This is a genomic window from Oryzobacter terrae, from assembly GCF_042756445.1.
Taxonomy (GTDB): Bacteria; Actinomycetota; Actinomycetes; order Actinomycetales; family Dermatophilaceae; genus Oryzobacter; species Oryzobacter terrae.
Genome location: NZ_CP170578.1, coordinates 3,429,387 through 3,451,938, shown reverse-complemented (window position 1 = coordinate 3,451,938; position 22,552 = coordinate 3,429,387). Strand labels below are relative to the sequence as shown.

Below are 22,552 nucleotides of genomic sequence, written 5' to 3'. Positions count from 1 at the left end.
GGTCCGGGCAGCCGCTCGTCCAACGGCACGACGACGCCGCGTGCGCCCTCGCTCTGTCGAGGTTTGCACCGTTGCGGGACGGATGGACGTGCGTCTCACGGGATGGGACGCTAATATCAAGACATGGACAACACTTCAGGGGTCGGCGTCCTCGACAAGGCGGCCATCGTCCTCAGTGCCCTCGAGGCCGGCCCGTCGACCCTCGCGCAGCTCGTCACCGCGACCGGCCTGGCCCGCCCGACGGCCCACCGCCTCGCCGTGGCACTCGAGCACCACCGTCTCGTGACCCGCGACCTGCAGGGCCGGTTCGTCCTCGGGCCTCGCCTCGGCGAGCTCGCCGCAGCCGCCGGCGAGGATCGCCTCCTCGCCGCTGCGGGGCCCGTCCTCGGCGCCCTGCGCGACCACACCAACGAAAGCGCCCAGCTGTTCCGGCGCCAGGGCGAGTACCGCGTGTGCGTCTCGGCCGCCGAGCGCCCCGTGGGCCTGCGCGACTCGATCCCCGTCGGCGCCACGCTGTCGATGCGGGCGGGGTCGGCCGCCCAGGTCCTCCTCGCCTGGGAGGAGCCCGACCGCCTCCACCGCGGGCTCCAGGGCGCCGCCTTCACCGCGACCGCACTCTCGGGCGTCCGCCGCCGCGGCTGGGCCCAGAGCGTCGGCGAGCGCGAGCCCGGCGTCGCCTCGGTCTCCGCGCCGGTCCGCTCCCCCTCGGGACGGGTGATCGCGGCCGTGTCGATCTCGGGACCCATCGAGCGCCTGTCCCGCCAGCCCGGTCGGCTCCACGCGGCGACGGTCATCGCCGGCGCGAACAAGCTGACCGAGGTGCTGACCCGGCACGCGGCGCAGCAGGAGGCCCAGAACACCGTCTGACGCCGGCGCCCCACGGCGTGTCGCAACACAGAGTTCACACAGGGGAACGCCGCAGGCAACACCGAGCGGGCAGTCTGCCGACATCCCGTCGGCCGGCCGCGCAGAGGAGTCGCTCATGTCCCTCACCCCCGCCCAGCGCGTCGCGGTGCGCGACCGGACCCGGCTGCTCGGGTTCCCACGCTCGGGGCGGCGCGCGATCGTCGTCGGCGGCGGGCGCACGGCAGCCCGGCGGGCCGCGGCCCTGACCCGGTCGGCCTCCCCCGTCACGGTCTTCGCGCCATCGCTGTGCGACGACGTCTTCGACCTCCTCGCCGAGCGGCTCGTCACGTGGGAGAACCGCTGGCCGACCCCCACCGACCTCTCCGACGCCTGGCTCGTCCACGCCGCGACGGGCGACCCCGAGCTCGACGCGCAGGTCTGCGCGTGGGCGGCGGACGCGACCGCCTGAGGTCGACGCCTCGGGTCAGGCGGCGCCCGGCCGCCCCATCCGCTCGCGGGCGGTCTCGCCGCGCAGCCCGACGGGCGCCGTGCCGGCGATCGTCCCGAGCCCGAACGGCCTCGGGCCCGAGTAGATCGACTCGACGCCGCCCGGCGGCACCGTGTACGTCTCGTGCCAGATCGTCACGGCGTCCGGATCGGCCGTGGCCGCCCGGTAGAAGTCGAGCCACGCCGGGCGGTGGAGCAGCGCCCCGGCGTTGGCGTAGGAGTAGATGTCGTCGACGCTGCGCCACCACTGGATGACGGTCGGCCCCGACAGGTCGAGCGTCGTGCGGCTCCCCAGGTAGCCCAGGTGCTCGGCCTCCCCGCGCTCGGCGGCGGACCGGTTCGCCTCGAGCTCGGCGATCATCCGCGGCATCGCCGCCCCGGCGCGGCGCACGATGCCGACCTTCCACGGCTTGTGGACCCGAAGCCCGATGAGGAACAGGGCCAGCGGCCCGTCGTACGCGTGGGTGACCCGGTCCATCACGACTCCATTGGATAGTGTTGCTGTCTGACACGTTCATCATGGATAGTCGCGCTATCCGATGTCAAGGAGGAACCCGGTGCGGATCTCGGAGCTCGCCGCGGAGAGCGGCGTCCCGCTGGCCACCCTCAAGTACTACCTGCGCGAGGGGCTGCTCATGCCCGGCCGCTCGCAGAGCCGCACCCGTTCCGACTACGGACCCGAGCACCTCGAACGGGTCCGCCTCGTCCGGGCCCTCGTCGAGCACGGCGGCATCGGGATCGCCGGCGCGCACCGCATCCTCGAGGCCCTCGACAGCCCTCCCCCGTCGCGCCACGAGCTCCTCGGGATCGCCCACGGCGCGCTGCCCGGTACGGTCGTCGAGGACGACGCCGCCGACCCCGACCCCGACGTCGCCGCCTTCGTCGCGTCGCTGGGGTGGGGCGTCGAGGACTGCGCGCCGGCCGTCCACCGGCTCTCCGAGGCGGTCGTGCGCGCGCGGGCGGCCGGCATCGACCTCCCCGAGGCCGACCTCGAGCGCTACGCCGCCGCGATGCGCGAGGTGGCCGACGTCGACCTCGAGGTCGCCGGGCGCGCGGCGACGGCATCCGAGGCCATGCACACCGTCGTGGTCGGGACGGTGCTCGTCGACCCGGTGCTCCTCGCGCTGCGCCGTCTCGCCCAGGAGTCGGTGAGCGCCACCCGCGGCTGAGTCCATCGCTCGACCGCGGGCGAGCGAGGGCGCGTGGGGGTGCGCGAACCCTCAGCGGCGGTCCCGCGCCGGGGCCGGGTCCGTCTCGTCCGTGGCGCCGACCGCGGGGATCCCGGCGAGGACGCCCGTGCGGTTGAGGACGAACCCGAACAGGGCGGCGACGGGGAACATGACGATGCCGTAGACCGCCGGGGGCACGCCGATCGTCGTGTTGTCGAGGACGGTGAGGGCCACCGCGATGGCGAGGGTGCTGTTGTGGATGCCGATCTCGAAGCCGCTCGCGACGCACTGGGCGGGCGTCAGCCCGAGCAGGCGCGGCATGAAGAACCCGACGGCCAGCGACAGCGCGCAGAAGACCGTCGTCACGAGTCCGACCTGGGCGAAGTACTCGCCGACGTTGTCCTCGCCGAGGATCGCACCGACGACGACGAGCAGGAGGATGACGGCCGAGGCGATGCGCACCGGACGGTCGGCCCGGTCGGCGAACCCCGGTGCGCGAGAGCGCACGAGCATCCCGATCGCCACCGGGACGAGGACGATCGCGAAGACCTGCACCATCTTCGACAGCTGCACCCCGACGCCCGACGACTCGTCGAGGTAGCGCGCGATGGCGAGGTTGACGACGATCGGCAGCGTCACGAGCGCGAGCACCGAGTTCACGGCCGTCAGCGTGATGTTGAGGGCGACGTCGCCGCGGAAGAGGTGGCTGAACAGGTTCGCGGTCGTGCCACCGGGCGACGCGGCCAGGAGGAGCAGGCCGACGGCGAGCTCGGGCGCCAGGCCGGCGACCTCGGCGATGGCGAACCCGATGAGCGGCAGGAGCACCACCTGGCAGCCGAGGATGACGAGGACGGCGCGCGGGTGGCGGGCGACCCGCCGGAAGTCGTCGGGGGTGAGCGAGAGGCCCAGGCCGAACATGATGATGGCGAGCGCGGCCGGCAGTCCGACCGAGACGAGAGCCGAGTCCACAGGTCCTCCGTGGGGCCGGGGCGCGCCGTCGCGCCGGGGGCGCTCAGCATGGCGGGAGGGGTCGTGCCGGTCAAGCACCCCGGGCACGACGAAGGCCCGGTCCGCATGGACCGGGCCTTCGACCGATGTAGCCCCGACGGGATTCGAACCCGCGCTACCGCCTTGAGAGGGCGGCGTGCTAGGCCACTACACAACGGGGCCGTGGCCGTTCACCGGGCCGCTTCGCAGCGGCCGGGCAACGGAGAAGAACCTTACCGAAGGGTCAGGATTTCTCCGAATCGCTCCCGGCGCGGACGCCGGTCGCGATGGCTGGGGTACCAGGACTCGAACCTAGAACGGATGAACCAGAATCACCAGTGTTGCCAATTACACCATACCCCAAGGGGTATGCCGTCCGACTCCGCGCGGGGCGGGCGCCGAGCGGCGAACCGAGTGGAGATACTACCCAGCCCCGAGCCCGCGTCCCAAATCGCGCAGGGCCACGACCTCGGCGAGGGTGCGCACGACCGGGATCCCCCGCGCCAGCACCTCCGTCGCCTCCGTGCCGTCGGTCCCCGCGGCGGGTCCGGGCACGGTTGCCGTCGGCTCGGTCTCGCGCACGAGCCAGGCGGTCGGCATCCCGGCGTCGTGCGCCCCGAGGGGGTCGGTGCGTGCCTCGTCCCCGACGTAACCCGTGCGCGCCGGGTCGGTGCCGAGCCGTCGGCAGGCCTCGTGGAAGGCCCGGGGGTCGGGCTTGCCGAAGCCCAGGGTGTCGGTGCTGCACACGACGTCGAAGAGGTCCGCGAGCCCGGAGGCCTCGAGCTTGAGTGCCGTGTACGCCGACGACGAGTTCGTGAGGATGCCGACGCGCACCCCCGCGCTCCCCCACGCCCCGAGGGCCGGGCGCACGTCCGGGAAGGCGTCGAGGGCACCGAGGAAGGCCGGCTCGTAGGCCGCCTCGAAGGCGTCCCAGAGGCCGTCGTCGACCTCCTGCTCGAGCCAGGTCGCGAGCTCGGCGACCCGGGCCCGGCGCATCTCGGCGAACTCCAGCTCGCCGCGGGTGTAGGCCGCGAAGTGCCCCTCGGGGTCGTCGCGGAACCGGATGCCGGCGCGGGCCACGCGCTCCGGGTCGGCATCGGGCCACAGGCTCGCCGCGGCCCGTGCACCGGCGCGGTGCATCGCCGAGCGGGTGTCGTACAGGGTGTCGTCGGCGTCGAGGAGGACACCCTCGACGTCGGCCCACGCGGGGGCCGTGACGTCGGCGAGCGTCACAGGGCGGCGCGCAGGGTCTGCAGGCGGGTGAGCGTCGCGGTCTTGCCGAGGATCTCCATCGACTCGAAGAGCGGCGGGGAGACCCGGCGCCCCGAGACGGCGGTGCGCAGCGGGCCGAAGGCGAACTTCGGCTTGATGCCGAGCCCGTCGACGACGGCGGCGCGCAGGGCGGCCTCGATCGGCGCGGCCGTCCACGACGCCTCGGACCCCAGCACGCCGGTGTGCTCGTCGGGCACGGCCCCCAGCGCCTCGGTGGCGGCGTCGAGGACGCGGGCGGCGTCATCGGTGAGGGCGGCGCGGGCGTCGTCGGCGACGACGACGCCGTCGTCGGGGACGTAGAAGGGCGCGACGAGGTCGGTGGCCTCGGTGAGGTGCGCCATCCGGGTCTGGATGAGCTCGGTGACGGCGCGCAGCCGGGCGAGCTCACCGAGGGACGGCTGCTCGGGCAGGACGCCGTCGGCGACCAGGACGGGCAGCAGGCGCGAGGCGAGGTCGTCGACCTCGAGGCGGCGGATGTGGACGCCGTTGAGCCAGTCGAGCTTCTTGAGGTCGAAGATCGGGCCGACCGGGTTGACGTGCCTCCAGTCGAAGCGCGCCGAGAACTCCTCCGGCGTGAAGACCTCGACGTCCTCGCCCTCGGCGCCCTCGGCCGGGGGGTAGGCGAGCAGCGCGAGGAAGTTGACGAGCGCCTCGGGCAGGTAGCCCTGCTCGCGGAACCAGGTGAGCCGGGCCGCCGGGTTCTTGCGCTTGGAGATCTTCGACTTGTCGGTGTTGCGCAGGAGCGGCATGTGCGCGAATCGCGGCGGCTCGAGCCCGAGCCACCGGTAGAGGAGCACGTGCTTCGGGGTGGAGGAGATCCACTCCTCGCCGCGCACGACGTGGGTGATGCCCATCTCGTGGTCGTCGACGACGACGGCGAGGTGGTAGGTCGGGAAGCCGTCGGCCTTGAGGATGACCTGGTCGTCCGGGCGCGGCGCGGAGACGCTGCCGCGGATGAGGTCGTTGAACACCAGCGGGGCGTCATCCGGGACGAGCATCCGCACGACGGGGGTCTCGGAGAAGCCCGGGAGGGCGCGGCGCTCGTCCTCGGTCCTCCCCACGCAGAGGCGGTCGTAGCCGGTGGGGAGCTTGGCCTTCTGCTGGGCCTCGCGCATCTCGGCGAGCCGCTCGGTGGAGCACCAGCAGTGGTACGCCCTGCCCTCGGCGAGGAGCCGGTCGACGTAGGGGCGGTAGGTGTCGAGCCGCTCGCTCTGGCGGTAGGGGGCGCACGGGCCTCCGACGTCCGGGCCCTCGTCCCAGGTCAGGCCCAGCCAGCGCAGGGTGTCGAACACCTGCTGCTCGGAGTCCTCGCGGAAGCGGGCCCGGTCGGTGTCCTCGATGCGCAGGACGAAGCGCCCGCCCTGCTGGCGGACGAACGCGAGGTTGAACAGCGACATGTACGCCGTGCCGACGTGGGGGTCGCCCGTCGGCGAGGGCGCGACGCGCAGCCGGACCGTGCCGGGCAGTCCCTCCCCCGGTCGCTCGAGGGTCGTCGCCGCCGCGGGGGTCGTCCCCGGGGTCGTCGCGGTGGGGGTGGCGGTGGGCGTGCCGGTGTCGGTGGAGTCGCTCATGGTGGGTCCAGCGTAGTGACGCCACGGGCGGCTGGTGGCGCCCGGGCACGGTGGCGGGGAGACTGGGAGCCATGTCCGAGGGGGACGCCACGGGGCGCGACACGTCGGCGCGGGTCCGGGCGCTCACCGCCGTCATGGCCGTGCTCGTCGTCATCGTGCTCGTCTTCGCGGTCCGCCGGGTGGCCACCGACTGGCCGCACGTCACCGCCGGCACCGTGCCCGACGACGACCTCGCCGAGCTGTACGTCGCCCACCCGTGGCTCGCCTACGGGCACATCGTCCCCGGCGTGCTCTACCTCGTCCTCGCGCCGCTCCAGCTGTCCCGCCGGTTCCGGACCCGCCACTACGCGCTGCACCGCCGGCTGGGGCGCGTCCTCGTGGCGTGCGCGCTCCTCAGCGGGGTGCTCGCGGTGGCCCTGGGCTTCGTCTTCGCGTGGGGCGGCACCCCCGAGACCGTGGCGACCCTCGTCTTCGGCGCGTGGTTCCTCCTCTGCCTCGTGCGGGCCGTGCGCGCCATCCGGGCCGGTCGGGTGCCGGAGCACCGCCGCTGGATGGTCCGCGCCTTCGCGGTGGGCTCGGGGATCGCGACGATCCGGATCTGGGTCGGCATCTTCACCGGCATCCAGCTCGGGGTGCTGGGGCTGGAGGACGCGACCTACCCGGTCCGCTCGACCTTCGGCCTGGCGTTCTGGCTGGGCCTGGGGACGCACGTCCTCGTCGGCGAGTGGTGGCTGCGCCGGACCCCCGACCTCGACGGCTGACCCGGCCCCGGGAGCCGAGCACCGGGTGCCGGGCGCCGGGCGCCGGGAGCCGGGAGCCGGGAGCGCGGGAGCACCGGGCGCCCTCGCCCCGTCGAGGTCGCGCGACATGCCGACGGACGGGCCCCGGCATCGGCATGTCGCGCGATGTCGACGTGTGGGCCGGGTGTTCGGGCCGTCCTCAGGACCGCGGGAAGGGCAGGACCTCGACAGGGCAGGACCGCGACAGGGCAGGACCGCGACAGGGCAGGACCGAGGGTGGGGGGCTGGGCGTCAGTGGCGGACGAAGGGGTTGCTCAGCACCCCGATGCCGTCGACCTCGACCTCGACGCGCTGGCCGGACTCGACGAGGCCGACCCCCGCGGGGGTCCCGGTGAGGATGACGTCGCCCGGCAGCAGCGTGAACGCCTTGGAGGCGAACGAGATGAGCGCCGCGGTGCCGTGGACCATGTCGGAGGTCGGGCCGTCCTGGACGACCTCGCCGTCGAGGCGGGTCGTGATGTGCTGCTCGGCGGGGTCGAGGTCGGTCTCGATCCACGGGCCGAGGGGGCAGAAGGTGTCGAAGCCCTTGGCGCGGGCCCACTGGCCGTCGGTGCGCTGGAGGTCGCGGGCGGTGACGTCGTTGGCGACGGTGTAGCCGAAGACGACGGCGAGGGCGTCCTCGGGCTCGACGTCCTTGCAGACCCGCCCGATGACGACCGCGAGCTCGCCCTCGTAGGAGACCTCCTGCGTCTGCGGCGGGAGGACGACCGGGTCGCCGGGGCCCACGACGGCGGTGTTCGGGACGAGGAACATCAGGGGGGTCTCGGACGTCTCGCCGCCCATCTCCTTGGCGTGGTCGGCGTAGTTGCGACCGATGCCGATGACCTTGCTGCGCGGGATGACCGGCGCGAGGAGGCGGACGTCGTCGAGCTCGTGGACCGTCCCGGTCAGCTCGATCCGCTGGTAGAGCGGGTCGCCGGTGATCTCGGCGACCTTGCGACCCGACCCGTCGACCAGCCCGTACACCGGGTCGTCGCCCGTCGTGAACCTCGCGATGCGCATGCCGCCAGCCTAGGCCGCGGCGGCCTCAGCCGGTGACGCCGGCCTTGCCCGCCGCCTCGGCGACGACGCGGGCCACGGTGGCCGCGCCCTCGTCGGAGAAGTGGATGTCGCGCGCCGTGCAGAGGTTGGTCAGGGTGCACACCCGGGCCGCGTTCTCGGGCACGGAGCGGCCGCCGATGGTCGTCGGGGTCGTGTCGTTCGTCGCGAACGCCTCGTCGAGGCCGACGAAGGTCGCGCCGGCGCCCTCGGCCGCCTTCTCGATGGTCGTGCTGAGCCGCGTGTACGCCTTGGCGGCGGCGTCGACGCCCTTGATCGGCTGGTCGAGGGCCTTCGCGGCGACCCACGGGTTGTAGTACCCGATGACGAGCACGGGCACGTCGTCGCCCGCTGCTGTCGTGAGCCGGTCGAGGATGGTCGGCAGGTTCTTGCGGACGGTGGCGACGCCCTGGTCGACGCACGCGGTGTCGATGCCGGTCTGGAGCCGGACGCAGCGCAGGAGGTCGTTGCCGCCGATGTCGATGGTGACGAGCCCGACGTTGCCCTTCGCCGCGGCGAGGACCGACTCGGCCTGCGCGATCTGCGACCCTTCGTCGAAGTCGCACTTGCCGCCCTCGAGCAGCGAGGTCGTCGTCTCGCCGGAGCAGCCGAGGTTCTCCAGCCGGAGGTCGGCCCCGTCGCCGGCGAGCCGGCTCGTCGCGAGCGCGGGGTAGGCCGAGTCGCGCAGCTCGGTGCCGCCGGGCTGGTAGCCGGCCGCGAGGGAGTCACCGAGGGCGACGTAGAGCGCCTCCTCCTCGGCCGGGGTCTGCGACGGGGTGGGGGTCGCGCTCCCGGTGCTCGCGGCGCTCGTCGGCGGCGCGCTCGACGGGGACGGCTCGGGGTCCCCACCGCAGGCGGACAGGACGAGCGTGACGGCGACGGCCGCGGCGGCGGCGGTCAGGGGTCTGCGGCTCATGGCTTCCTCGTTACGGTGGTGGGGTGTCGGGCACCATCCTCTCCCTCAGCGACTGGCAGGCCCTCGAGGGTTCCCATTCCGCGCGGGTCGATGCCGCGACGAGCGCCCACCGCGAGCGCCGCGCCGGCCACCGGACCCACCCGGTCGAGGACTTCCTCTTCCGCTACTACGCCAACTCCCCCGCGCAGCTGCGCCGCTGGCACCCGGGTGCCGGCGTCGTCCTCGAGGATGCGGCGAGCCTTCCTCGGGCGCAGTGGCGGCACTACCGGGTCGTGGGCGACGGGGTCGAGCTCGACACCGCGGCCTTCCTCGGGGCCCGCACCCAGGCGGTGGCCTTCGTCCGGTCCCTGCTCGGGGCGACGCTCTCGCGCCCCGCGCAGCTCGGGTGCTTCGGGCTCCACGAGTGGGCGATGGTGTACCGCACCGCCGAGGACGACGTCCGCCACGCCGGGTGGCCGCTGCGCCTGGGCTCCTGCGGCACCGACGAGGTCGTCGAGCGCCACGCCATCCGCTGCTCGCACTTCGACGCCTTCCGGTTCTTCACCGACGACGCCCGGCCGCGCAACGCCGTCCAGCCCACCCGCGACGAGCAGGTGGCGCTGGAGCAGCCCGGGTGCCTCCACGCGGGCATGGACGTCTACAAGTGGGCCTTCAAGCTGACGCCCCTCGTCCCGAGCGACCTCGTCGCCGACGCCTTCGACCTCGCCCGCGAGATCCGCGTCCTCGACATGGAGGCCTCGCCCTACGACCTGCGCGAGCTCGGGTACGAGCCCGTCGCCATCGAGACGGCCGAGGGCAGGACGGCCTACCTGGGGCGGCAGCGCGCGTTCGCCGAGCGCTCGAACGCGCTGCGCCGCCGCCTCCTCCACGTCCTCGACGAGGCAGCGGTGCTCACGTCGCGGGCCTGAACCACCCGTCGACGAGCACGGGGACGACGTCGCTGACGTCCACGGCGGCCGCGATGTCGACATCCGCTCCGAAACCCTTGTCCCGCAGCTCGACCCCGCTCGCGCACGCACGGAGCGCCGAGGTGACGTCGTCGCGCACGGCGAGCCACGCCGCACGTGCCACGGCTGCCTCCGGGCTCAGTGACGCCCGAGGACGAGCCCCCACCAGCGCGTCGACGACGGCGCCCGCCCCCCAGAGGTCCTCGACCGCGGGGCGCAGCGACCCGTCACCGACCCACCGCTCCCCCGCCGCCACGACGCCGACCGGACCGGGCCGGCCCGCCAGCCGGGAATCGACCGCCGTCGCGTTCCGCAGCGCCCCTCCCACGACCTCGACCCCGAGGTCCGCGAGCACCTCGCAGATCGCCGACCCGTTGGGCGACGGGAGGACGAGCCGCGGCACCGGCTCGGCCGCGAGCACCGAGGCCGGCGAGAGGCTGACCTCCCCGGGCCCGGCCACCGACCGGCCCACCGCGCACACGGCGCCGAGCGCGGCGGCCTCGGCCCGGGCGGACTCCTGGTAAAACCGGTGCGGACGCACGGCCGACCCGCGCTCCACGGCGGCCGACAGGGTCGTCGTGAACGACAGGACGTCGACGACGGCCACGGTGGTGGCCCCGCCCTCGACCAGCGCCCGGGCACCGGGGAGCGCCCAGTCGACACGGACGTCGAACCCCTGCTGCCCCCCGTGCGTCACGCGCAGGACTCCACGGACACCGGGTCAGCGGGGGGCGACGCCGGCGCGGACCAGCCCGTAGGTGACCGACTCGACGAGGGCGTCCCACGACGCCTCGAGGATGTTGGCCGCGACCCCGATCGTCGTCCACGACGTCGTGCCGTCGGAGGTCTCGATGAGGACGCGGGTCACCGCGTCGGTGCCGTGCGCGGCGTCGAGGATGCGCACCTTGTAGTCGATGAGCTCGAGGTGGCCGATCTCCGGGTACGCCGAGGACAGGGCCACCCGCAGGGCGTGGTCGAGCGCGTTGACGGGGCCGTTGCCCTCGCCGGTCTCGACCCGCCGCTCCCCCGCCGCCCGCACCTTCACGGTCGCCTCGGAGAGCGCGTCGGCCTCGCCGCGACCGTCGGTGATGACCCGCCAGGACTCGACGCTGAAGTAGACGGGCAGTGCGCCCTCGACCTCACGGCGCAGGAGCAGCTCGAAGGAGGCGTCGGCGGCGTCGAAGGTGTACCCGCGCAGCTCGCGCTCCTTGACCGTCGCGAGGACGCGGGCCAGCGTCGAGCGGTCGTCCTCGTCGGCGGGGTCGAGGTCGAACCCCAGCTCGCGCGACTTCAGCTCGATCGACGCGCGACCGGCCATGTCGGACACGAGCATCCTCATGTCGTTGCCGACGTGCTTGGGGTCCATGTGCTGGTAGAGGTCGGGGTCGACCTTGATGGCGCTCGCGTGCAGCCCCGCCTTGTGCGCGAAGGCGCTCGAGCCGACGTACGGCTGGCGCGAGTACGCCGGGACGTTGGTGACCTCGGCGATGGCGTGCGCGATGCGGGTCGACTCCTGGAGCCGGTGCGGCTCGACGAGAGCCAGGCCCTTCTTCAGCTGGAGGTTGGCGACGACGGTGAGGAGGTCGGCGTTGCCGGTGCGCTCGCCGTAGCCGTTGACCGTGCCTTGGACGTGCGTCGCCCCGGCCTCGACGGCCGCCATCGAGTTCGCGACCGCGCAGCCGGTGTCGTTGTGGCAGTGGATGCCGATGCGGGCGCCGGTCGTCTGGACGACGTCGTGGACGACGTCGGCGACGAGGTCGGGCAGCATCCCGCCGTTGGTGTCGCACAGGGCGATCACCTCGGCCCCGGCCTCCGCGGCGACCCGCACGGCCTCGAGGGCGTAGGCGCGGTCGGTCCGGTACCCGTCGAAGAAGTGCTCGGCGTCGAGGAAGACCCGGCGGCCCTCGCCCCGGAGGAACGAGACGGTGTCGCGGATCATCTCGAGGTTCTCCTCGAGGGTGGTGCGCAGGGCCCGCTCGACGTGGCCGGTGTGCGACTTCGCGACGAGCGTGACGACCTCGGCCCGGCTGTCGAGCAGGGCGGCCACGAGCGGGTCGCGGTCGGCGCGGCTGCCGGCGCGGCGGGTGGCCCCGAAGGCGGCCAGCGTCGCGTTCCTCAGGGTGAGGTCCGCGGCGGCACGGGCGAAGAACTCGGTGTCCTTGGGGTTGGCGCCGGGCCAGCCACCCTCGATGAAGCCGACCCCCAGCTCGTCGAGGTGCGCCGCGATCGCGAGCTTGTCGGCCACGGAGAGGTTCAGCCCCTCCTGCTGGGCCCCGTCGCGCAGCGTCGTGTCGTACACGTGGAGGTCGGTCATGTCTCGATCCCAGGTCGTGCCGGTCTCCCGGCGTCCGTGGCCCCGGCCCGTGAGGGCCGGGGCGCTGACGTGCGTGCTGCTCGTGTCCATTGTCCGGCCGGCGCTGCCGTCGCGCCCCCGGGGGTGGGAGGACGCGACCCCTGCCTGCCGGTGGCGACGGTGGACCGGACGCTCCCGACAAGCAAAAGACCCCCCGGGTACGGGAGGTCTGCGCGACGAGGAGGTCTCGTCGCGCTAGCCGATAATGATCGTGGTGGTGGCCACGTCGTGGAGCGTCACGCGCCCACCCTCCCACGCGAGGGCCCCGGGTGCCCATGGTTCGTCCACATCGTGGCCACGCGCCCCGCCGGTGAGGTCAGCCGGGAGCGGCCGGCGTCGTCAGCGTCCGCAGCCAGCGCAGGACCGGCTCGGCGGCGACCGACGGCCAGTAGATCTCCTGGTGGTCGACGTCCTCGAGCACCGCGACCGTCGTCGGGTGCCCGGCCTCGTCGAGGGCGACGCCGAAGTCGGTCGTGAAGCGGCGGTCGACGACGTCGTCGTCGCTCCCGGTGAGGAGGAGGAAGGACACGTCGGGGTGCCGCGCCGCCAGGAGCACGGGGTTGGCGGCCTCCCAGCGGGCGTCACCGTCGCGCCAGGTCGACCCGAGGAGGGCCTCGGCCGGCTCGGCGAACCGTCGGATGTCGTAGGGCCCGGCCAGGCCGACGACGGCGTCGGGGTCGACCCGCTCGTCACGGCACCCGGGGTCGAACGCCTCCGGCGACAGCGCGGCCACCGAGGCCAGGTGGGCGCCGGCCGAGTGCCCGAGGAGGACGACGGGTCCGGGCTCGATGCCGCGCTCCCGGGCCGTCGCGACCCCGTCGGCGAGGGCGCACAGGACGTCCTCGACGGGTACCGGCCAGGTGGCCCCGTCGTCGGCGACGCGGACGCGGACCGGCATCGCGAAGACGCCCTCGTCGGCGAGCGCCGCGGCGAGGGGCTGGTAGCCGACCGTCCCCGACGACCGCCACGAACCACCGGGGACGATGACGACGACCGGTGCCGTCGTCACGCCCTCGGGGACGTGCGGGTAGGCCTCGAGGCCGGGGAGGTACTCGTGGCTCAGGGGTGGCGCGAGGGCGTCGGGCGGGTCGGGGACCGGCCCGGTCGGCTCCGCGCCGCAGGCGGCGAGGACCGCGGCCACGACCGCCGCCCCGGCCACCGCCAGGGTGGCCGCGCCGCGGGACCGTCCTCGCCGGGCCACGGTCAGGCGAGCTCCCACCAGGCGTCGAGGCCGGGCGGCTGCGAGACGTCGACCCGCTCGCCCACCCGTGGGACCGCGACGGGGACCCCGTGGGTCGCCGCCGCGACGAGCAGCCGCTCGACGGGCTCGGCCCACGGGTGCGGGGCGAGGACGAAGGTGCACCAGTGGATCGGCATCAGCAGCCCCCCGCGCAGCTCGAGGGTGGCGGTGACCGCCTCCTCGGGGTCGAGGTGGATGTCGCGCCACGCCGGGTCGTAGGCGCCGACGGCCATGAGGGAGACGTCGAACGGCCCGTGGTCGGCTCCGATCCGCCCGTACTCGGGGAAGTAGCCGGTGTCGCCGCTGAAGAAGACCCTGCCGCTCGGGCCGGAGAGCACCCACGACGCCCACAGGGTGCCGTCGCGCCGCAGCCCACGACCGGAGAAGTGCTGGGCCTCGACGGCCATGACGCGGACCCCTCCGACGTCGTGCCCGTCCTCCCAGTCGCACTCGCGGACCCGGTCGGCCGGCACGCCCCACGCGTCGAGGTGGGCCCCGACGCCGAGCGGGACGAGGAAGACCGCCTCGGTCTGGTCGGCGAGGGCCTTGACGGTGTCCATGTCGAGGTGGTCGTAGTGGTCGTGCGAGATGACCACGGCGTCGAGGTGGCCCAGTCCGGACAACGGCACCGCGACGGCGTGGAGGCGCTTGGGTCCGACGTGGCGGCTCGGCGAGCACCGGTCCCCCCACACGGGGTCGAGGAGGAGGCGCACGCCGTCGAGCTCGACGAGGGCCGACGCGTGCCCGAACCACGTGACGTGCAGGCCGGTCGTCGCCGGGGGGCGCGCGGCGCTCACCACCGGGATCGGCTGCTTCGGCTTGCGGGTGTCGGCGCTGTCGCGGAACCGGCGCAGGACGTCGCGCTGGTTCGTCGGCATCGAGGACGTGCCTCGGTGGGTGTTGTGGAAGGCGCCGGCGCGGTAGCGGGGCGAGCGTCGCACCCGCTCGAGGCGGTCGCCGTCGGGCCGGCCCCCGATCGAGGCGTTGACGTCCTTGCCGGCCACGGCCAGGGCGCCGAGGGCACTGGCCGCGCCCGCGGCGATGGCGAGTCGGTTGAGCTTGGTCACCGACCCATTGTGCGGTGCGGTCCGCTCAGGTGGGCCGTGGCGTCGTCCCGTGGACGTCCCGGGTGGCCCGCCACGCCCTCGCCGCCTCGACGAGCGCGTCGAAGAGGCGCTGGTCGTCGCCGGCCTCGGGGTGCCACTGCACGGCCACCCGGAAGGTCGGCGACGGGTCCTCCATCGCCTCGAGCGTGCCGTCGGCGTGCCAGGCGCTGGGCCGCCAGCCCGACCCCGCGAGCGTCTCCGCCTCGACGGCCTGGTGGTGGTAGGTCGGCACCTGCAGCGGCTCGGTGCCGAGGATGGCGGCGAGCCGGGTGCCCTCGACGGGGGTCGCGTGGTGCGAGGCGTACTCCCCCGGGCTGGGGCAGTGGCTGTCGTGGCCGACCCGGTCGGGGACGTGCTGCTCGAGCCGGGCCCCCGAGGCGACCGCCATCACCTGCATGCCGCGGCAGATCCCGAGCGACGGGAGGTCCATCGCCGCCGACGCGCGGCACAGCGCCAGCTCCCACGTGTCGCGGTCGGGGCGCGGCGTCTGCGAGGTCGGGTGCGCGTCGGCGCCGTAGCGGTCGGCCTCGACGTCGGCCCCGCCGGCGATGACGACCGCGTCGAGCCGTGAGAGCACCTCGGTGGCCATCGCCTCGTCGGCGTCGGGTCGCGGGGGCAGGACGACGACGAGGGCGCCGGCCTGCTCGAGGTGCTCGACGTACCGATGCGGCAGCACCGCGCTGCGCTGGGCCACCCACGGCGAGCGGTCGACGTCCTCGACGTAGCAGGACACCCCGACCACCGGCCGGACCGGGAGCTGCTCGGTGCTCACAGCGGCGTGACGTACGCGCCCGAGATGCCGCCGTCGACGAGGAACGTCGAGGCGGTCATGAAGCTCGACTCGTCGGAGGCGAGGAAGAGGACGGCGTTGGCCATCTCCTCGGGCTCGCCGAAGCGGCCCATCGGGACGTGGACGAGCCGGCGGGCGGCTCGCTCCTCGTCCTTGGCGAACAGCTCCTTGAGCAACGGGGTGTTGACCGGACCCGGGCACAGCGCGTTGACGCGGATCCCCTGGCGCGCGAACTGCACGCCGAGCTCGCGCGTCATCGACAGCACGCCACCCTTGGAGGCCGAGTACGAGATCTGCGAGGTCGCGGCGCCCATGACCGCGACGAACGAGGCGGTGTTGATGATCGAGCCCGACCCGTTCTCGATCATGTACGGCAGCGCCGCCTTGCAGCACAGGTACACCGAGGTGAGGTTGACCTCCTGGACGCGCCGCCAGGCGTCGAGGTCGGTGTCCAGGATGGAGTCGTCCTCGGGCGGGCTGATCCCGGCGTTGTTGAACGCGATGTCGAGCTTGCCGTACCGCTCCACGGCCGTGGCGAAGAGACGGTCGACGTCGTCCTTGCTCGCGACGTCGGTGTGGACGTAGGCGCCGCCGATCTCGGCGGCGAGCGCCTCGCCCGCCTCGTCGGCGAGGTCGCCGACGACGACGGTGGCGCCCTCCTCGGCGAAGCGGCGCACGGTGGCGAGCCCGATCCCGGAGCACCCTCCGGTGACGACCGCGACCTTGCCCTCGAGCCTTCCGGCCATGGGTGGTGTTCCTTCCTGACGGGGGTGGGGTCTGGCGACGCTGACGGGGCCGTCAGCCGTCGGTGGAGATGAAGACGTTCTTGACCTCGGTGAAGGCGTCGAGGGCGTCGGGACCGAGCTCGCGCCCGATGCCGCTCGCCTTGAAGCCGCCGAACGGGGTGGAGTACCGCACGGACGAGTGGCTGTTGACCGAGAGGTTGCCGGCCTCGACCCCGCGGGAGACCCGGATGGCGCGGCCGACGTCGCGCGTCCAGATCGAGCCCGAGAGCCCGTACGCGGTGTCGTTGGCCTTGGCGACGGCATCGGCCTCGTCGTCGAAGGGCATGACGGCGACGACGGGCCCGAAGACCTCCTCGCGCCAGACGCGGTCGTCGGTGCCGCTCGGGAGGACGACCGTCGGCGGGTACCACCAGCCCGCGCCCTCGGGGGCCGTGCCGCGGAAGGCGACGTCGACGCGCGGGTGGCCGGCGTCCTCGGCACCCTCGACGTAGCCGCGCACGGTCTCGCGCTGCCCCGCCGAGACGAGCGGGCCCATCTCGGTCGACTCGGCCCCGGGGTCGCCGACGACGACGGCCTTGAGGGCCTGCTCGAAGCGCTCCATGAAGCGGTCGAAGACGGTGCGCTGCACGAGGATCCGCGTGCGGGCGCAGCAGTCCTGGCCGGCGTTGTCGAGGAAGCTCATCGGCGCCGAGGACGCGGCGAGGTCGACGTCGGCGTCGTCGAAGACGATGTTCGCCGACTTGCCTCCGAGCTCGAGGGTGACCCGCTTGAGCTGGTCGGCCGCGCCGCGCATGATCCCCTGGCCGACGGCGGTCGACCCGGTGAAGCAGACCTTGCGGACGTCGGGGTGCGTGACGAACCGGGCGCCGACGACCGAGCCCTTGCCGGCGAGCACCTGGAAGACGCCCTCGGGGATGCCGGCGTCCAGCGCCAGCTGGCCGAGGCGCAGGGCCGTGAGCGGGGTGAGCTCGGCGGGCTTGAGGACGACGGTGTTGCCGGCCGCGAGCGCGGGCGCGAAGCCCCAGCCGGCGATCGGCATGGGGAAGTTCCACGGGACGATGACCGAGACGACGCCGAGCGGCTCCTTGAAGGTGACGTCGAGCCCGCCGGCGACGGGGATCTGGCGGCCGAACAGGCGCTCGGGAGCGGCGGCGTAGTAGCGCAGCACCCCGACGACGTTGCCCGCCTCCCAGCGCGCGTTGCCGATGGTGTGGCCGGCGTTGGCCACCTCGAGGCGGGCCAGCTCCTCGGTGTGCTCCTCGACGAGGTCGGCGAAGCGGCGCAGCAGCATCCCCCGGTCGACGGGGCTCACCGCCCGCCAGGCCGGACCCACCTCGACGGCCTTCGCGATGGCGGCGTCGGTCTCGTCGACGCCGACGAGGTCGAGGGTCGCGACGACCTCCTCGGTGGCCGGGTTGACGACGTCGTGCGTGGTGGTGCCCATGGTCTCCTCGTGCTCAGGTGCTCGGGTGGTGTCGTGGTGGTGCTGCGGTGGCGCCGGGTCAGAGCCGCTCGAAGCCGCGGACCCGCTCCCAGTCGGTGACGGCGGCGTTGAAGGCCTTCAGCTCGACGTCGGCGGCGTTGACGTAGTGGTCGACGACCTCGTCGCCGAATGCGGCGCGGGCGACCGCCGACCCGGCGAGGAGGTCGCGGGCCTCGGCCAGCGTCGTCGGGACGTGCTCGTAGTCGCCGATGTAGGCGTTGCCCTCGCACACCGGCGGGAGCTCGAGGCCCTCGCGGATGCCGTGGAGGCCGCCGGCCATCATCGCGGCGACGGCGAGGTAGGGGTTGACGTCACCGCCGGGGACCCGGTTCTCCACCCGCAGCCCTGGCCCGTGCCCGACGACCCGCAGCGCGCACGTGCGGTTGTCGGTGCCCCAGGCGACGGCGGTCGGGGCGAACGACCCGTCGGCGAATCGCTTGTAGGAGTTGATGTTCGGCGCGTAGAAGTACGAGAGCTCGCGCATCGTCGCGAGGAGCCCGGCCATGAACCGGTCGAAGAGCTCGCTGCGCCCGCCGTCCCGGTCGTCGTCGGCGAAGACGACCGACCCGTCGGTGCCGCGCAGGGACAGGTGGATGTGGCACGAGTTGCCCTCGCGCGCGTCGTACTTCGCCATGAACGTCAGGGACTGGCCGTGACGGGCCGCGATCTCCTTGGCCCCCGTCTTGTAGACGGCGTGGTTGTCGCAGGTGCGCAGCACGTCGTCGAAGAGGAAGCCGATCTCGTGCTGGCCGAGGTTGCACTCCCCCTTGGCCGACTCCACCGTCATGCCGGCCGCGTACATCTCGTTGCGGATCTCGCGCAGGACCGGCTCGACCCTGCTGCCGCCGAGGATGGAGTAGTCGACGTTGTACCGGTTCGCTCCGGTGAGGCCCTGGTAGCGGCGGTCCCACGCCGCGTCGTAGGAGTCCTCGAAGAGGATGAACTCGAGCTCGGTGCCGGCGTACGCGCCCCAGCCGTCGCCCTCGGCGGACTCGACCTGCCGCTTGAGGATCGAGCGGGGCGACTGCGCGACCTCGCCGCTGCCGTCGAGCCAGGTGAGGTCGCTCTGGATCGTCACCGAGGCCGGGTGGCCCGGCGTGCGCCGCAGGGTCGACAGGTCCATCTCGAAGAACATGTCACCGTAGCCGCGCTCCCACGACGAGATCGCGTACCCGTCGACGGTGTTCATGTCGACGTCGACCGCGAGGAGGTAGTTGCAGCCCTCGGTCCCGTGGTCGAGGACGTGCTCGAGGAAGAAGTGCCCGTGGAGGCGCTTGCCCTGCAACCGTCCCTGCATGTCGGTGAAGGCGACGATCACGGTGTCGACGGAGCCGTCGAGCACCGCGGCGCGCAGCTGGTCGACCGTCATCCGGGGCGGACCCCCGGCGTGGATCGGGTTCGTCATGTGTCGTTCCCTCTCGTCAACCGATGAGACCCCGCAGGAGCGCCGACGTGGCGTCGCAGTGCTCCTCCATGGTCGTCCTGGCGGTGTCGGGGTCACCCTCGAGGATGGCGCCGACGATGGTGTCGTGCTGGTCGTGGGAGTGCTCGATGTTGACCCGCAGGACCGGGATGGCGGCGAGGAGCTCGCCGAGGGCCGCCTGGGCGCGGGTCACGGCCTCGACGACCATCGGCGAGCCGGTGACGGTGGCGATGGCCAGGTGGAGGCGGGCGTCGGCGATCCGGTGCGCGCCGAGGTCGGCCTCGCGCACCGCGGCGGTCGACTCGAGGAGCCAGGACCGCTGGTCCCCCGAGAGCCGGCGGGTCGCGGCGAGCCGGGCAGCGCCGGGCTCGACGACCCGGCGGTAGTCGAGCGCGTCCTCGAGGGCTGCACCGTGGCGGACGGTCGACAGCGCCGGGTCGTCGTGACCGGCGTGGGTCACGAGGGTGCCGCCACCCCGGCCGCGCCGGGTCGTCACGAGGCCGGAGTCGCGCAGTGCGGCGATGGCCTCGCGCAGGGTGTTGCGCGAGACGCCGAGCCGCTCGGCGAGGTCGCGCTCGGGCGGGAGCTGCTCGCCGACGACGAACACCCCGAGCCGGATCGCCGTCGCCAGCTGCTCGACGGTCGTCTCGAAGACGTTGCCGACGGACGGGCGGAGCACGGCGTCCGGCAGCCGGGTGGGCTGCGGCGACGGCTGCTCCGGAGTCACGGGAGCCACTATGCCGTGAAAATGGTCCGAGGGTGAACCTTTGCGTCAGGCGAGACGCGTGAGCCAGCCGTGGGTGTCCTCGACCCGGCCGTACTGGATGTCGAGCAGGGCCGAGCGGATGGCGTGGGTGACCTCGCCGCCGTCCTCCCCCGCCGTCGACGGCGCCGAGCCGCCCTCCCAGCGCAGCTCCCCGACGGGTGTCACGACGGCGGCCGTGCCGCACGCGAAGACCTCGCGGATCTCGCCGCTCGCGACGCCCTCCTTCCACTCCTCGATGGGCACGCGCCGCTCCTCGGGGTCGAGCCCGAGCTCCTTGGAGAGCTCGAGGATCGAGCTGCGGGTGACGCCCTCGAGGATCGAGCCGGTGAGCTCGGGGGTGACGAGGCGGTTGTCGCGGGTGACGAAGAAGAGGTTCATCCCGCCGAGCTCCTCGATGTACGTCTGCGTCGAGGAGTCGAGGAACACCGCCTGGTCGCAGCCGTTCTCGATACCCTCGAGCTGGCCGGCGAGGGACGAGGCGTAGTTTCCGCCCGTCTTCGCCGCCCCGGTGCCCCCGGCGCCCGCACGGGCGTGGTGCTGCGAGATCCACAGCTTCACCGGCTTGAGGCCACCGGAGAAGTACGCCCCGGCCGGCGACGCGATGACGCAGTAGGTGACCTCGCGAGCCGGGCGCACGCCGAGGAACGCCTCGGAGGCGTACATGAAGGGGCGCAGGTACAGGCTCGTCTCCCCCGTGCCGGCCGGCGGGACCCACGGCTCGTCGACGCCGACGAGCGCGACGAGCGAGGCGATGAAGTCCTCGGTCGACAGCTCGGGCAGGGCGAGGCGACGGGCGCTGCGCTGCATCCGCTGCGCGTTGGCCTCCGGGCGGAAGGACCACACCGACCCGTCGGCGTGCCGGTAGGCCTTGAGGCCCTCGAAGATCTCCTGGGCGTAGTGGAGGACGGCGGCGCTCGGCATCAGCTCGATGGGGCCGTAGGCGCTGATCCGGCCGCTGTGCCACCCCTGTCCCTCGGTCCACGTCGCGGTGAGCATGTGGTCGGTGAAGTGGACCCCGAATCCGGGGTTGGCGTGGATCTCGGCACGTCGCTCGTCGCTGGCCGGGTCGGGCCGGCGCTGGAGGTCGAAGGTGAGCGTCATGGGACTCGTGGTCCTTTCCTCGAGGAGCATCGGTGCTTCCGGCTGAGGCTACTAGCCACCTCTTTCCCACCTGGTGCCGGAACCTTCGGTGAGGCACCCCGACCTTCGGGGTGCCTCACCCCACCTTCTGGCATCAGGCGGGACGGCTGCGACGGGTCAGAGGCGGGACGCGATGGCGTCGCCGACCGCGGTCGTGCTGCGGGGCGAGCTCCCGCGCTCGGCGAGGTCGGCGGCCACGGCTCGCTCCACGCGCTCGGCCGCCTCGGTGCGTCCCAGGTGGGCCAGCAGCATCGACACCGACAGGATCGTGGCCGTGGGGTCGGCCACGCCCTGCCCCGCGATGTCGGGGGCGGAGCCGTGCACCGGCTCGAACATGCTCGGGTAGCGGCCCTCGGGGTTGATGTTGCCGCTCGCCGCGAGACCGATGCCGCCCGCGATGGCGGCGGCGATGTCGGTGATGATGTCGCCGAAGAGGTTGTCGGTGACGATGACGTCGAAGCGGCCGGGGTCGGTCGCGAGGAAGATCGTCGCCGCGTCGACGTGCTGGTAGGCGGTCTCGACGTCGGGGAACTCGGCACCGACCTCCTCGACCGTGCGGCGCCAGAGGTGGCCGGCGTGGGTCAGCACGTTGTGCTTGTGCACGAGGGTGAGGTGGCGGCGCGGGCGCGCCCGGGCCCGGGCGAAGGCGTCACGCACGACGCGCTCGACGCCGAAGCGGGTGTTGACGCTGACCTCGGTCGCGATCTCGTTCGGGGTGCCGGTGCGCAGCGAGCCGCCGTTGCCGACGTAGGGGCCCTCGGTGCCCTCGCGGACGACGAGGAAGTCGATGCCGTCCGGCGCGACGCGCTCGACGGCGAGAGGGCTCTCGACGCCGGGGTAGAGCCGGGCCGGGCGCAGGTTGACGTAGTGCTCCATCGCGAAGCGCAGCGGCAGGAGCACCCCCCGCTCGAGGACGCCGCTCGGCACCGTGGGGTCCCCGATCGCGCCGAGGAGGATGGCGTCGTGCCGGGTCAGCTCCGAGAGGACCGACTCGGGCAGCGTCTCGCCGGTGGCGTGCCAGCGGCGGGCGCCGAGGTCGTACTCGGTGGTGGTGACCTTCGGACCGGCGTCGCCGGTGGCGGCCTCGAGGACCTTCAGTCCCTCGGCGACGACCTCGGGACCGATGCCGTCGCCCCCGATGACGGCGATGTCGAGGGTCGTGGTCTCGCGCTCGCTCATGGTCTCCAGCCTAGGCAGCGTGTTCGGGATGCGGACGGCCGTCCCAGCCCGTGGGAGGGCGGGACGGCCGGTCGTGCGTGGCGGGGGACGTCAGTCGTCGGAGTGCCCCTGGTCGCGCAGATCCATCGACTCCTGGAGGGCCTGGCGGGCCAGGGTCGCCTCGTCGAGGGTGCTGTTCTCGTTCATGGTGCGTCTCGCTTCCGCGACCGTGCGGTCGCTGGTCTGCTGGTGGTGGTCCGGGCGCTCGAGCCGAGGGGTGTCGGCGAACGGTCA

23 protein-coding genes and 2 tRNA genes are annotated in these 22,552 nt (G+C 73.5%); 5 read left to right on the top strand and 20 right to left on the bottom strand.

What is annotated here, in order from left to right; translation table 11 throughout:
- The first annotated feature begins 123 nt into the window (after nt 1–123).
- Together ACFWN3_RS16555 and ACFWN3_RS16550 are read left to right on the top strand one after the other, a co-directional pair.
- Nucleotides 124–867, top strand: a complete 744-nt coding sequence (locus ACFWN3_RS16555) for an IclR family transcriptional regulator (RefSeq protein WP_377641468.1) — start codon at nt 124–126, stop codon at nt 865–867.
- 115 nt (nt 868–982) lie between these two features.
- Entirely contained in the window at nt 983–1,315 is a 333-nt protein-coding gene (locus ACFWN3_RS16550; protein WP_377641466.1) for an NAD(P)-dependent oxidoreductase, read from the top strand.
- Between the two features lie 15 nt (nt 1,316–1,330).
- On the opposite strand, the gene ACFWN3_RS16545 is transcribed toward ACFWN3_RS16550, so the two are convergent.
- The gene (locus tag ACFWN3_RS16545) at nt 1,331–1,831 is read right to left on the bottom strand and encodes a monooxygenase family protein (RefSeq protein ID WP_377645638.1); all 501 of its coding nucleotides are present in this window, start codon (nt 1,829–1,831) and stop codon (nt 1,331–1,333) included.
- Between the two features lie 79 nt (nt 1,832–1,910).
- Between ACFWN3_RS16545 and ACFWN3_RS16540 the strand changes: the two genes are divergently transcribed.
- Nucleotides 1,911–2,522 (top strand): MerR family transcriptional regulator, encoded by a 612-nt coding sequence (locus ACFWN3_RS16540; RefSeq protein WP_377641464.1) that lies wholly within the window; start codon nt 1,911–1,913, stop codon nt 2,520–2,522.
- Nucleotides 2,523–2,573: 51 nt separating this feature from the next.
- Here the strand turns inward: ACFWN3_RS16540 and ACFWN3_RS16535 are convergent, their stop codons facing one another.
- The 5 genes from ACFWN3_RS16535 to gltX all read right to left on the bottom strand — a co-directional run bounded on the left by ACFWN3_RS16535 (nt 2,574) and on the right by gltX (nt 6,352).
- Entirely contained in the window at nt 2,574–3,491 is a 918-nt protein-coding gene (locus tag ACFWN3_RS16535; protein WP_377641462.1) for a bile acid:sodium symporter family protein, read from the bottom strand.
- Nucleotides 3,492–3,619: 128 nt separating this feature from the next.
- Nucleotides 3,620–3,692 (bottom strand) — tRNA-Glu (locus tag ACFWN3_RS16530).
- Nucleotides 3,693–3,797: 105 nt separating this feature from the next.
- A tRNA-Gln gene (locus ACFWN3_RS16525) sits at nt 3,798–3,872 on the bottom strand.
- 60 nt (nt 3,873–3,932) lie between these two features.
- Complete coding sequence (locus ACFWN3_RS16520) at nt 3,933–4,742, bottom strand: HAD family hydrolase (RefSeq protein ID WP_377641460.1); 810 nt, start codon at nt 4,740–4,742, stop codon at nt 3,933–3,935.
- Complete coding sequence (gene gltX / locus ACFWN3_RS16515; protein WP_377641458.1) at nt 4,739–6,352, bottom strand: glutamate--tRNA ligase; 1,614 nt, start codon at nt 6,350–6,352, stop codon at nt 4,739–4,741. Before gltX ends, ACFWN3_RS16520 begins: the two co-directional genes overlap by 4 nt.
- 71 nt (nt 6,353–6,423) lie before the next feature.
- Here gltX and ACFWN3_RS16510 point away from each other — a divergent pair, with 71 nt between their 5' ends.
- Nucleotides 6,424–7,113, top strand: a complete 690-nt coding sequence (locus ACFWN3_RS16510; RefSeq protein WP_377641456.1) for a DUF2306 domain-containing protein — start codon at nt 6,424–6,426, stop codon at nt 7,111–7,113.
- Between the two features lie 270 nt (nt 7,114–7,383).
- Here ACFWN3_RS16510 and ACFWN3_RS16505 read toward each other — a convergent pair whose 3' ends face one another.
- Nucleotides 7,384–8,154, bottom strand: coding sequence for a fumarylacetoacetate hydrolase family protein (locus ACFWN3_RS16505; RefSeq protein WP_377641454.1), 771 nt, complete (start codon nt 8,152–8,154; stop codon nt 7,384–7,386).
- Between the two features lie 25 nt (nt 8,155–8,179).
- Complete coding sequence (locus ACFWN3_RS16500; protein WP_377641452.1) at nt 8,180–9,106, bottom strand: SGNH/GDSL hydrolase family protein; 927 nt, start codon at nt 9,104–9,106, stop codon at nt 8,180–8,182.
- Between the two features lie 23 nt (nt 9,107–9,129).
- Between ACFWN3_RS16500 and ACFWN3_RS16495 the strand changes: the two genes are divergently transcribed.
- Nucleotides 9,130–10,014: a 3-methyladenine DNA glycosylase gene (locus ACFWN3_RS16495; protein ID WP_377641450.1), complete on the top strand. Its 885-nt coding sequence runs from the start codon at nt 9,130–9,132 to the stop codon at nt 10,012–10,014.
- Here the strand turns inward: ACFWN3_RS16495 and ACFWN3_RS16490 are convergent.
- The 12 genes from ACFWN3_RS16490 to ACFWN3_RS16435 form a co-directional block, all read right to left on the bottom strand.
- Nucleotides 9,998–10,750 (bottom strand): 2-phosphosulfolactate phosphatase, encoded by a 753-nt coding sequence (locus tag ACFWN3_RS16490; RefSeq protein ID WP_377641448.1) that lies wholly within the window; start codon nt 10,748–10,750, stop codon nt 9,998–10,000. The genes ACFWN3_RS16495 and ACFWN3_RS16490 overlap by 17 nt on opposite strands.
- A gap of 24 nt (nt 10,751–10,774) precedes the next feature.
- Nucleotides 10,775–12,367 carry a citramalate synthase gene (gene cimA, locus ACFWN3_RS16485; RefSeq protein ID WP_377641446.1) on the bottom strand — a complete coding sequence of 531 codons (1,593 nt, stop codon included), beginning with the start codon at nt 12,365–12,367 and terminating at the stop codon, nt 10,775–10,777.
- 355 nt (nt 12,368–12,722) lie between these two features.
- Nucleotides 12,723–13,625, bottom strand: a complete 903-nt coding sequence (locus tag ACFWN3_RS16480; RefSeq protein WP_377641444.1) for an alpha/beta hydrolase — start codon at nt 13,623–13,625, stop codon at nt 12,723–12,725.
- Nucleotides 13,610–14,713 (bottom strand): MBL fold metallo-hydrolase, encoded by a 1,104-nt coding sequence (locus tag ACFWN3_RS16475; RefSeq protein WP_377641442.1) that lies wholly within the window; start codon nt 14,711–14,713, stop codon nt 13,610–13,612. Before ACFWN3_RS16475 ends, ACFWN3_RS16480 begins: the two co-directional genes overlap by 16 nt.
- Before the next feature lie 25 nt (nt 14,714–14,738).
- On the bottom strand, nt 14,739–15,524 hold the full coding sequence (locus tag ACFWN3_RS16470; protein ID WP_377641440.1) for a gamma-glutamyl-gamma-aminobutyrate hydrolase family protein: 786 nt from the start codon (nt 15,522–15,524) through the stop codon (nt 14,739–14,741).
- Nucleotides 15,521–16,288: a 3-oxoacyl-ACP reductase gene (locus tag ACFWN3_RS16465; protein WP_377641438.1), complete on the bottom strand. Its 768-nt coding sequence runs from the start codon at nt 16,286–16,288 to the stop codon at nt 15,521–15,523. Before ACFWN3_RS16465 ends, ACFWN3_RS16470 begins: the two co-directional genes overlap by 4 nt.
- A 52-nt stretch (nt 16,289–16,340) precedes the next feature.
- Nucleotides 16,341–17,732: an aldehyde dehydrogenase family protein gene (locus tag ACFWN3_RS16460; RefSeq protein WP_377641436.1), complete on the bottom strand. Its 1,392-nt coding sequence runs from the start codon at nt 17,730–17,732 to the stop codon at nt 16,341–16,343.
- A 58-nt stretch (nt 17,733–17,790) separates the two neighbouring features.
- Nucleotides 17,791–19,176 (bottom strand): glutamine synthetase family protein, encoded by a 1,386-nt coding sequence (locus ACFWN3_RS16455; protein WP_377641435.1) that lies wholly within the window; start codon nt 19,174–19,176, stop codon nt 17,791–17,793.
- 16 nt (nt 19,177–19,192) lie between these two features.
- Complete coding sequence (locus ACFWN3_RS16450; RefSeq protein ID WP_377641433.1) at nt 19,193–19,921, bottom strand: FadR/GntR family transcriptional regulator; 729 nt, start codon at nt 19,919–19,921, stop codon at nt 19,193–19,195.
- 45 nt (nt 19,922–19,966) lie between these two features.
- Nucleotides 19,967–21,061 (bottom strand): branched-chain amino acid aminotransferase, encoded by a 1,095-nt coding sequence (locus ACFWN3_RS16445; RefSeq protein WP_377641431.1) that lies wholly within the window; start codon nt 21,059–21,061, stop codon nt 19,967–19,969.
- Nucleotides 21,062–21,217: 156 nt separating this feature from the next.
- A complete protein-coding gene (locus tag ACFWN3_RS16440) occupies nt 21,218–22,279 on the bottom strand; it encodes a 3-isopropylmalate dehydrogenase (protein WP_377641429.1) in 1,062 nt (353 codons plus the stop codon).
- A 90-nt stretch (nt 22,280–22,369) separates the two neighbouring features.
- On the bottom strand, nt 22,370–22,465 hold the full coding sequence (locus tag ACFWN3_RS16435) for a 3-isopropylmalate dehydrogenase (protein ID WP_159900285.1): 96 nt from the start codon (nt 22,463–22,465) through the stop codon (nt 22,370–22,372).
- Nucleotides 22,466–22,552 lie beyond the last annotated feature (87 nt).

What these genes read in the sequence shown, in the direction of transcription:
- ACFWN3_RS16510 (WP_377641456.1), top strand. Translation starts at nt 6,424, where the DNA reads ATGTCCGAGGGGGACGCCACGGGGCGCGACACGTCGGCGCGGGTCCGG.
- gltX (WP_377641458.1), bottom strand. Translation starts at nt 6,352, where the DNA reads ATGAGCGACTCCACCGACACCGGCACGCCCACCGCCACCCCCACCGCG.
- ACFWN3_RS16545 (WP_377645638.1), bottom strand. Translation starts at nt 1,831, where the DNA reads ATGGACCGGGTCACCCACGCGTACGACGGGCCGCTGGCCCTGTTCCTC.
- ACFWN3_RS16550 (WP_377641466.1), top strand. Translation starts at nt 983, where the DNA reads ATGTCCCTCACCCCCGCCCAGCGCGTCGCGGTGCGCGACCGGACCCGG.
- ACFWN3_RS16500 (WP_377641452.1), bottom strand. Translation starts at nt 9,106, where the DNA reads ATGAGCCGCAGACCCCTGACCGCCGCCGCCGCGGCCGTCGCCGTCACG.
- ACFWN3_RS16505 (WP_377641454.1), bottom strand. Translation starts at nt 8,154, where the DNA reads ATGCGCATCGCGAGGTTCACGACGGGCGACGACCCGGTGTACGGGCTG.
- ACFWN3_RS16555 (WP_377641468.1), top strand. Translation starts at nt 124, where the DNA reads ATGGACAACACTTCAGGGGTCGGCGTCCTCGACAAGGCGGCCATCGTC.
- ACFWN3_RS16445 (WP_377641431.1), bottom strand. Translation starts at nt 21,061, where the DNA reads ATGACGCTCACCTTCGACCTCCAGCGCCGGCCCGACCCGGCCAGCGAC.
- ACFWN3_RS16465 (WP_377641438.1), bottom strand. Translation starts at nt 16,288, where the DNA reads ATGGCCGGAAGGCTCGAGGGCAAGGTCGCGGTCGTCACCGGAGGGTGC.
- ACFWN3_RS16435 (WP_159900285.1), bottom strand. Translation starts at nt 22,465, where the DNA reads ATGAACGAGAACAGCACCCTCGACGAGGCGACCCTGGCCCGCCAGGCC.
- ACFWN3_RS16460 (WP_377641436.1), bottom strand. Translation starts at nt 17,732, where the DNA reads ATGGGCACCACCACGCACGACGTCGTCAACCCGGCCACCGAGGAGGTC.
- ACFWN3_RS16440 (WP_377641429.1), bottom strand. Translation starts at nt 22,279, where the DNA reads ATGAGCGAGCGCGAGACCACGACCCTCGACATCGCCGTCATCGGGGGC.
- cimA (WP_377641446.1), bottom strand. Translation starts at nt 12,367, where the DNA reads ATGACCGACCTCCACGTGTACGACACGACGCTGCGCGACGGGGCCCAG.
- ACFWN3_RS16455 (WP_377641435.1), bottom strand. Translation starts at nt 19,176, where the DNA reads ATGACGAACCCGATCCACGCCGGGGGTCCGCCCCGGATGACGGTCGAC.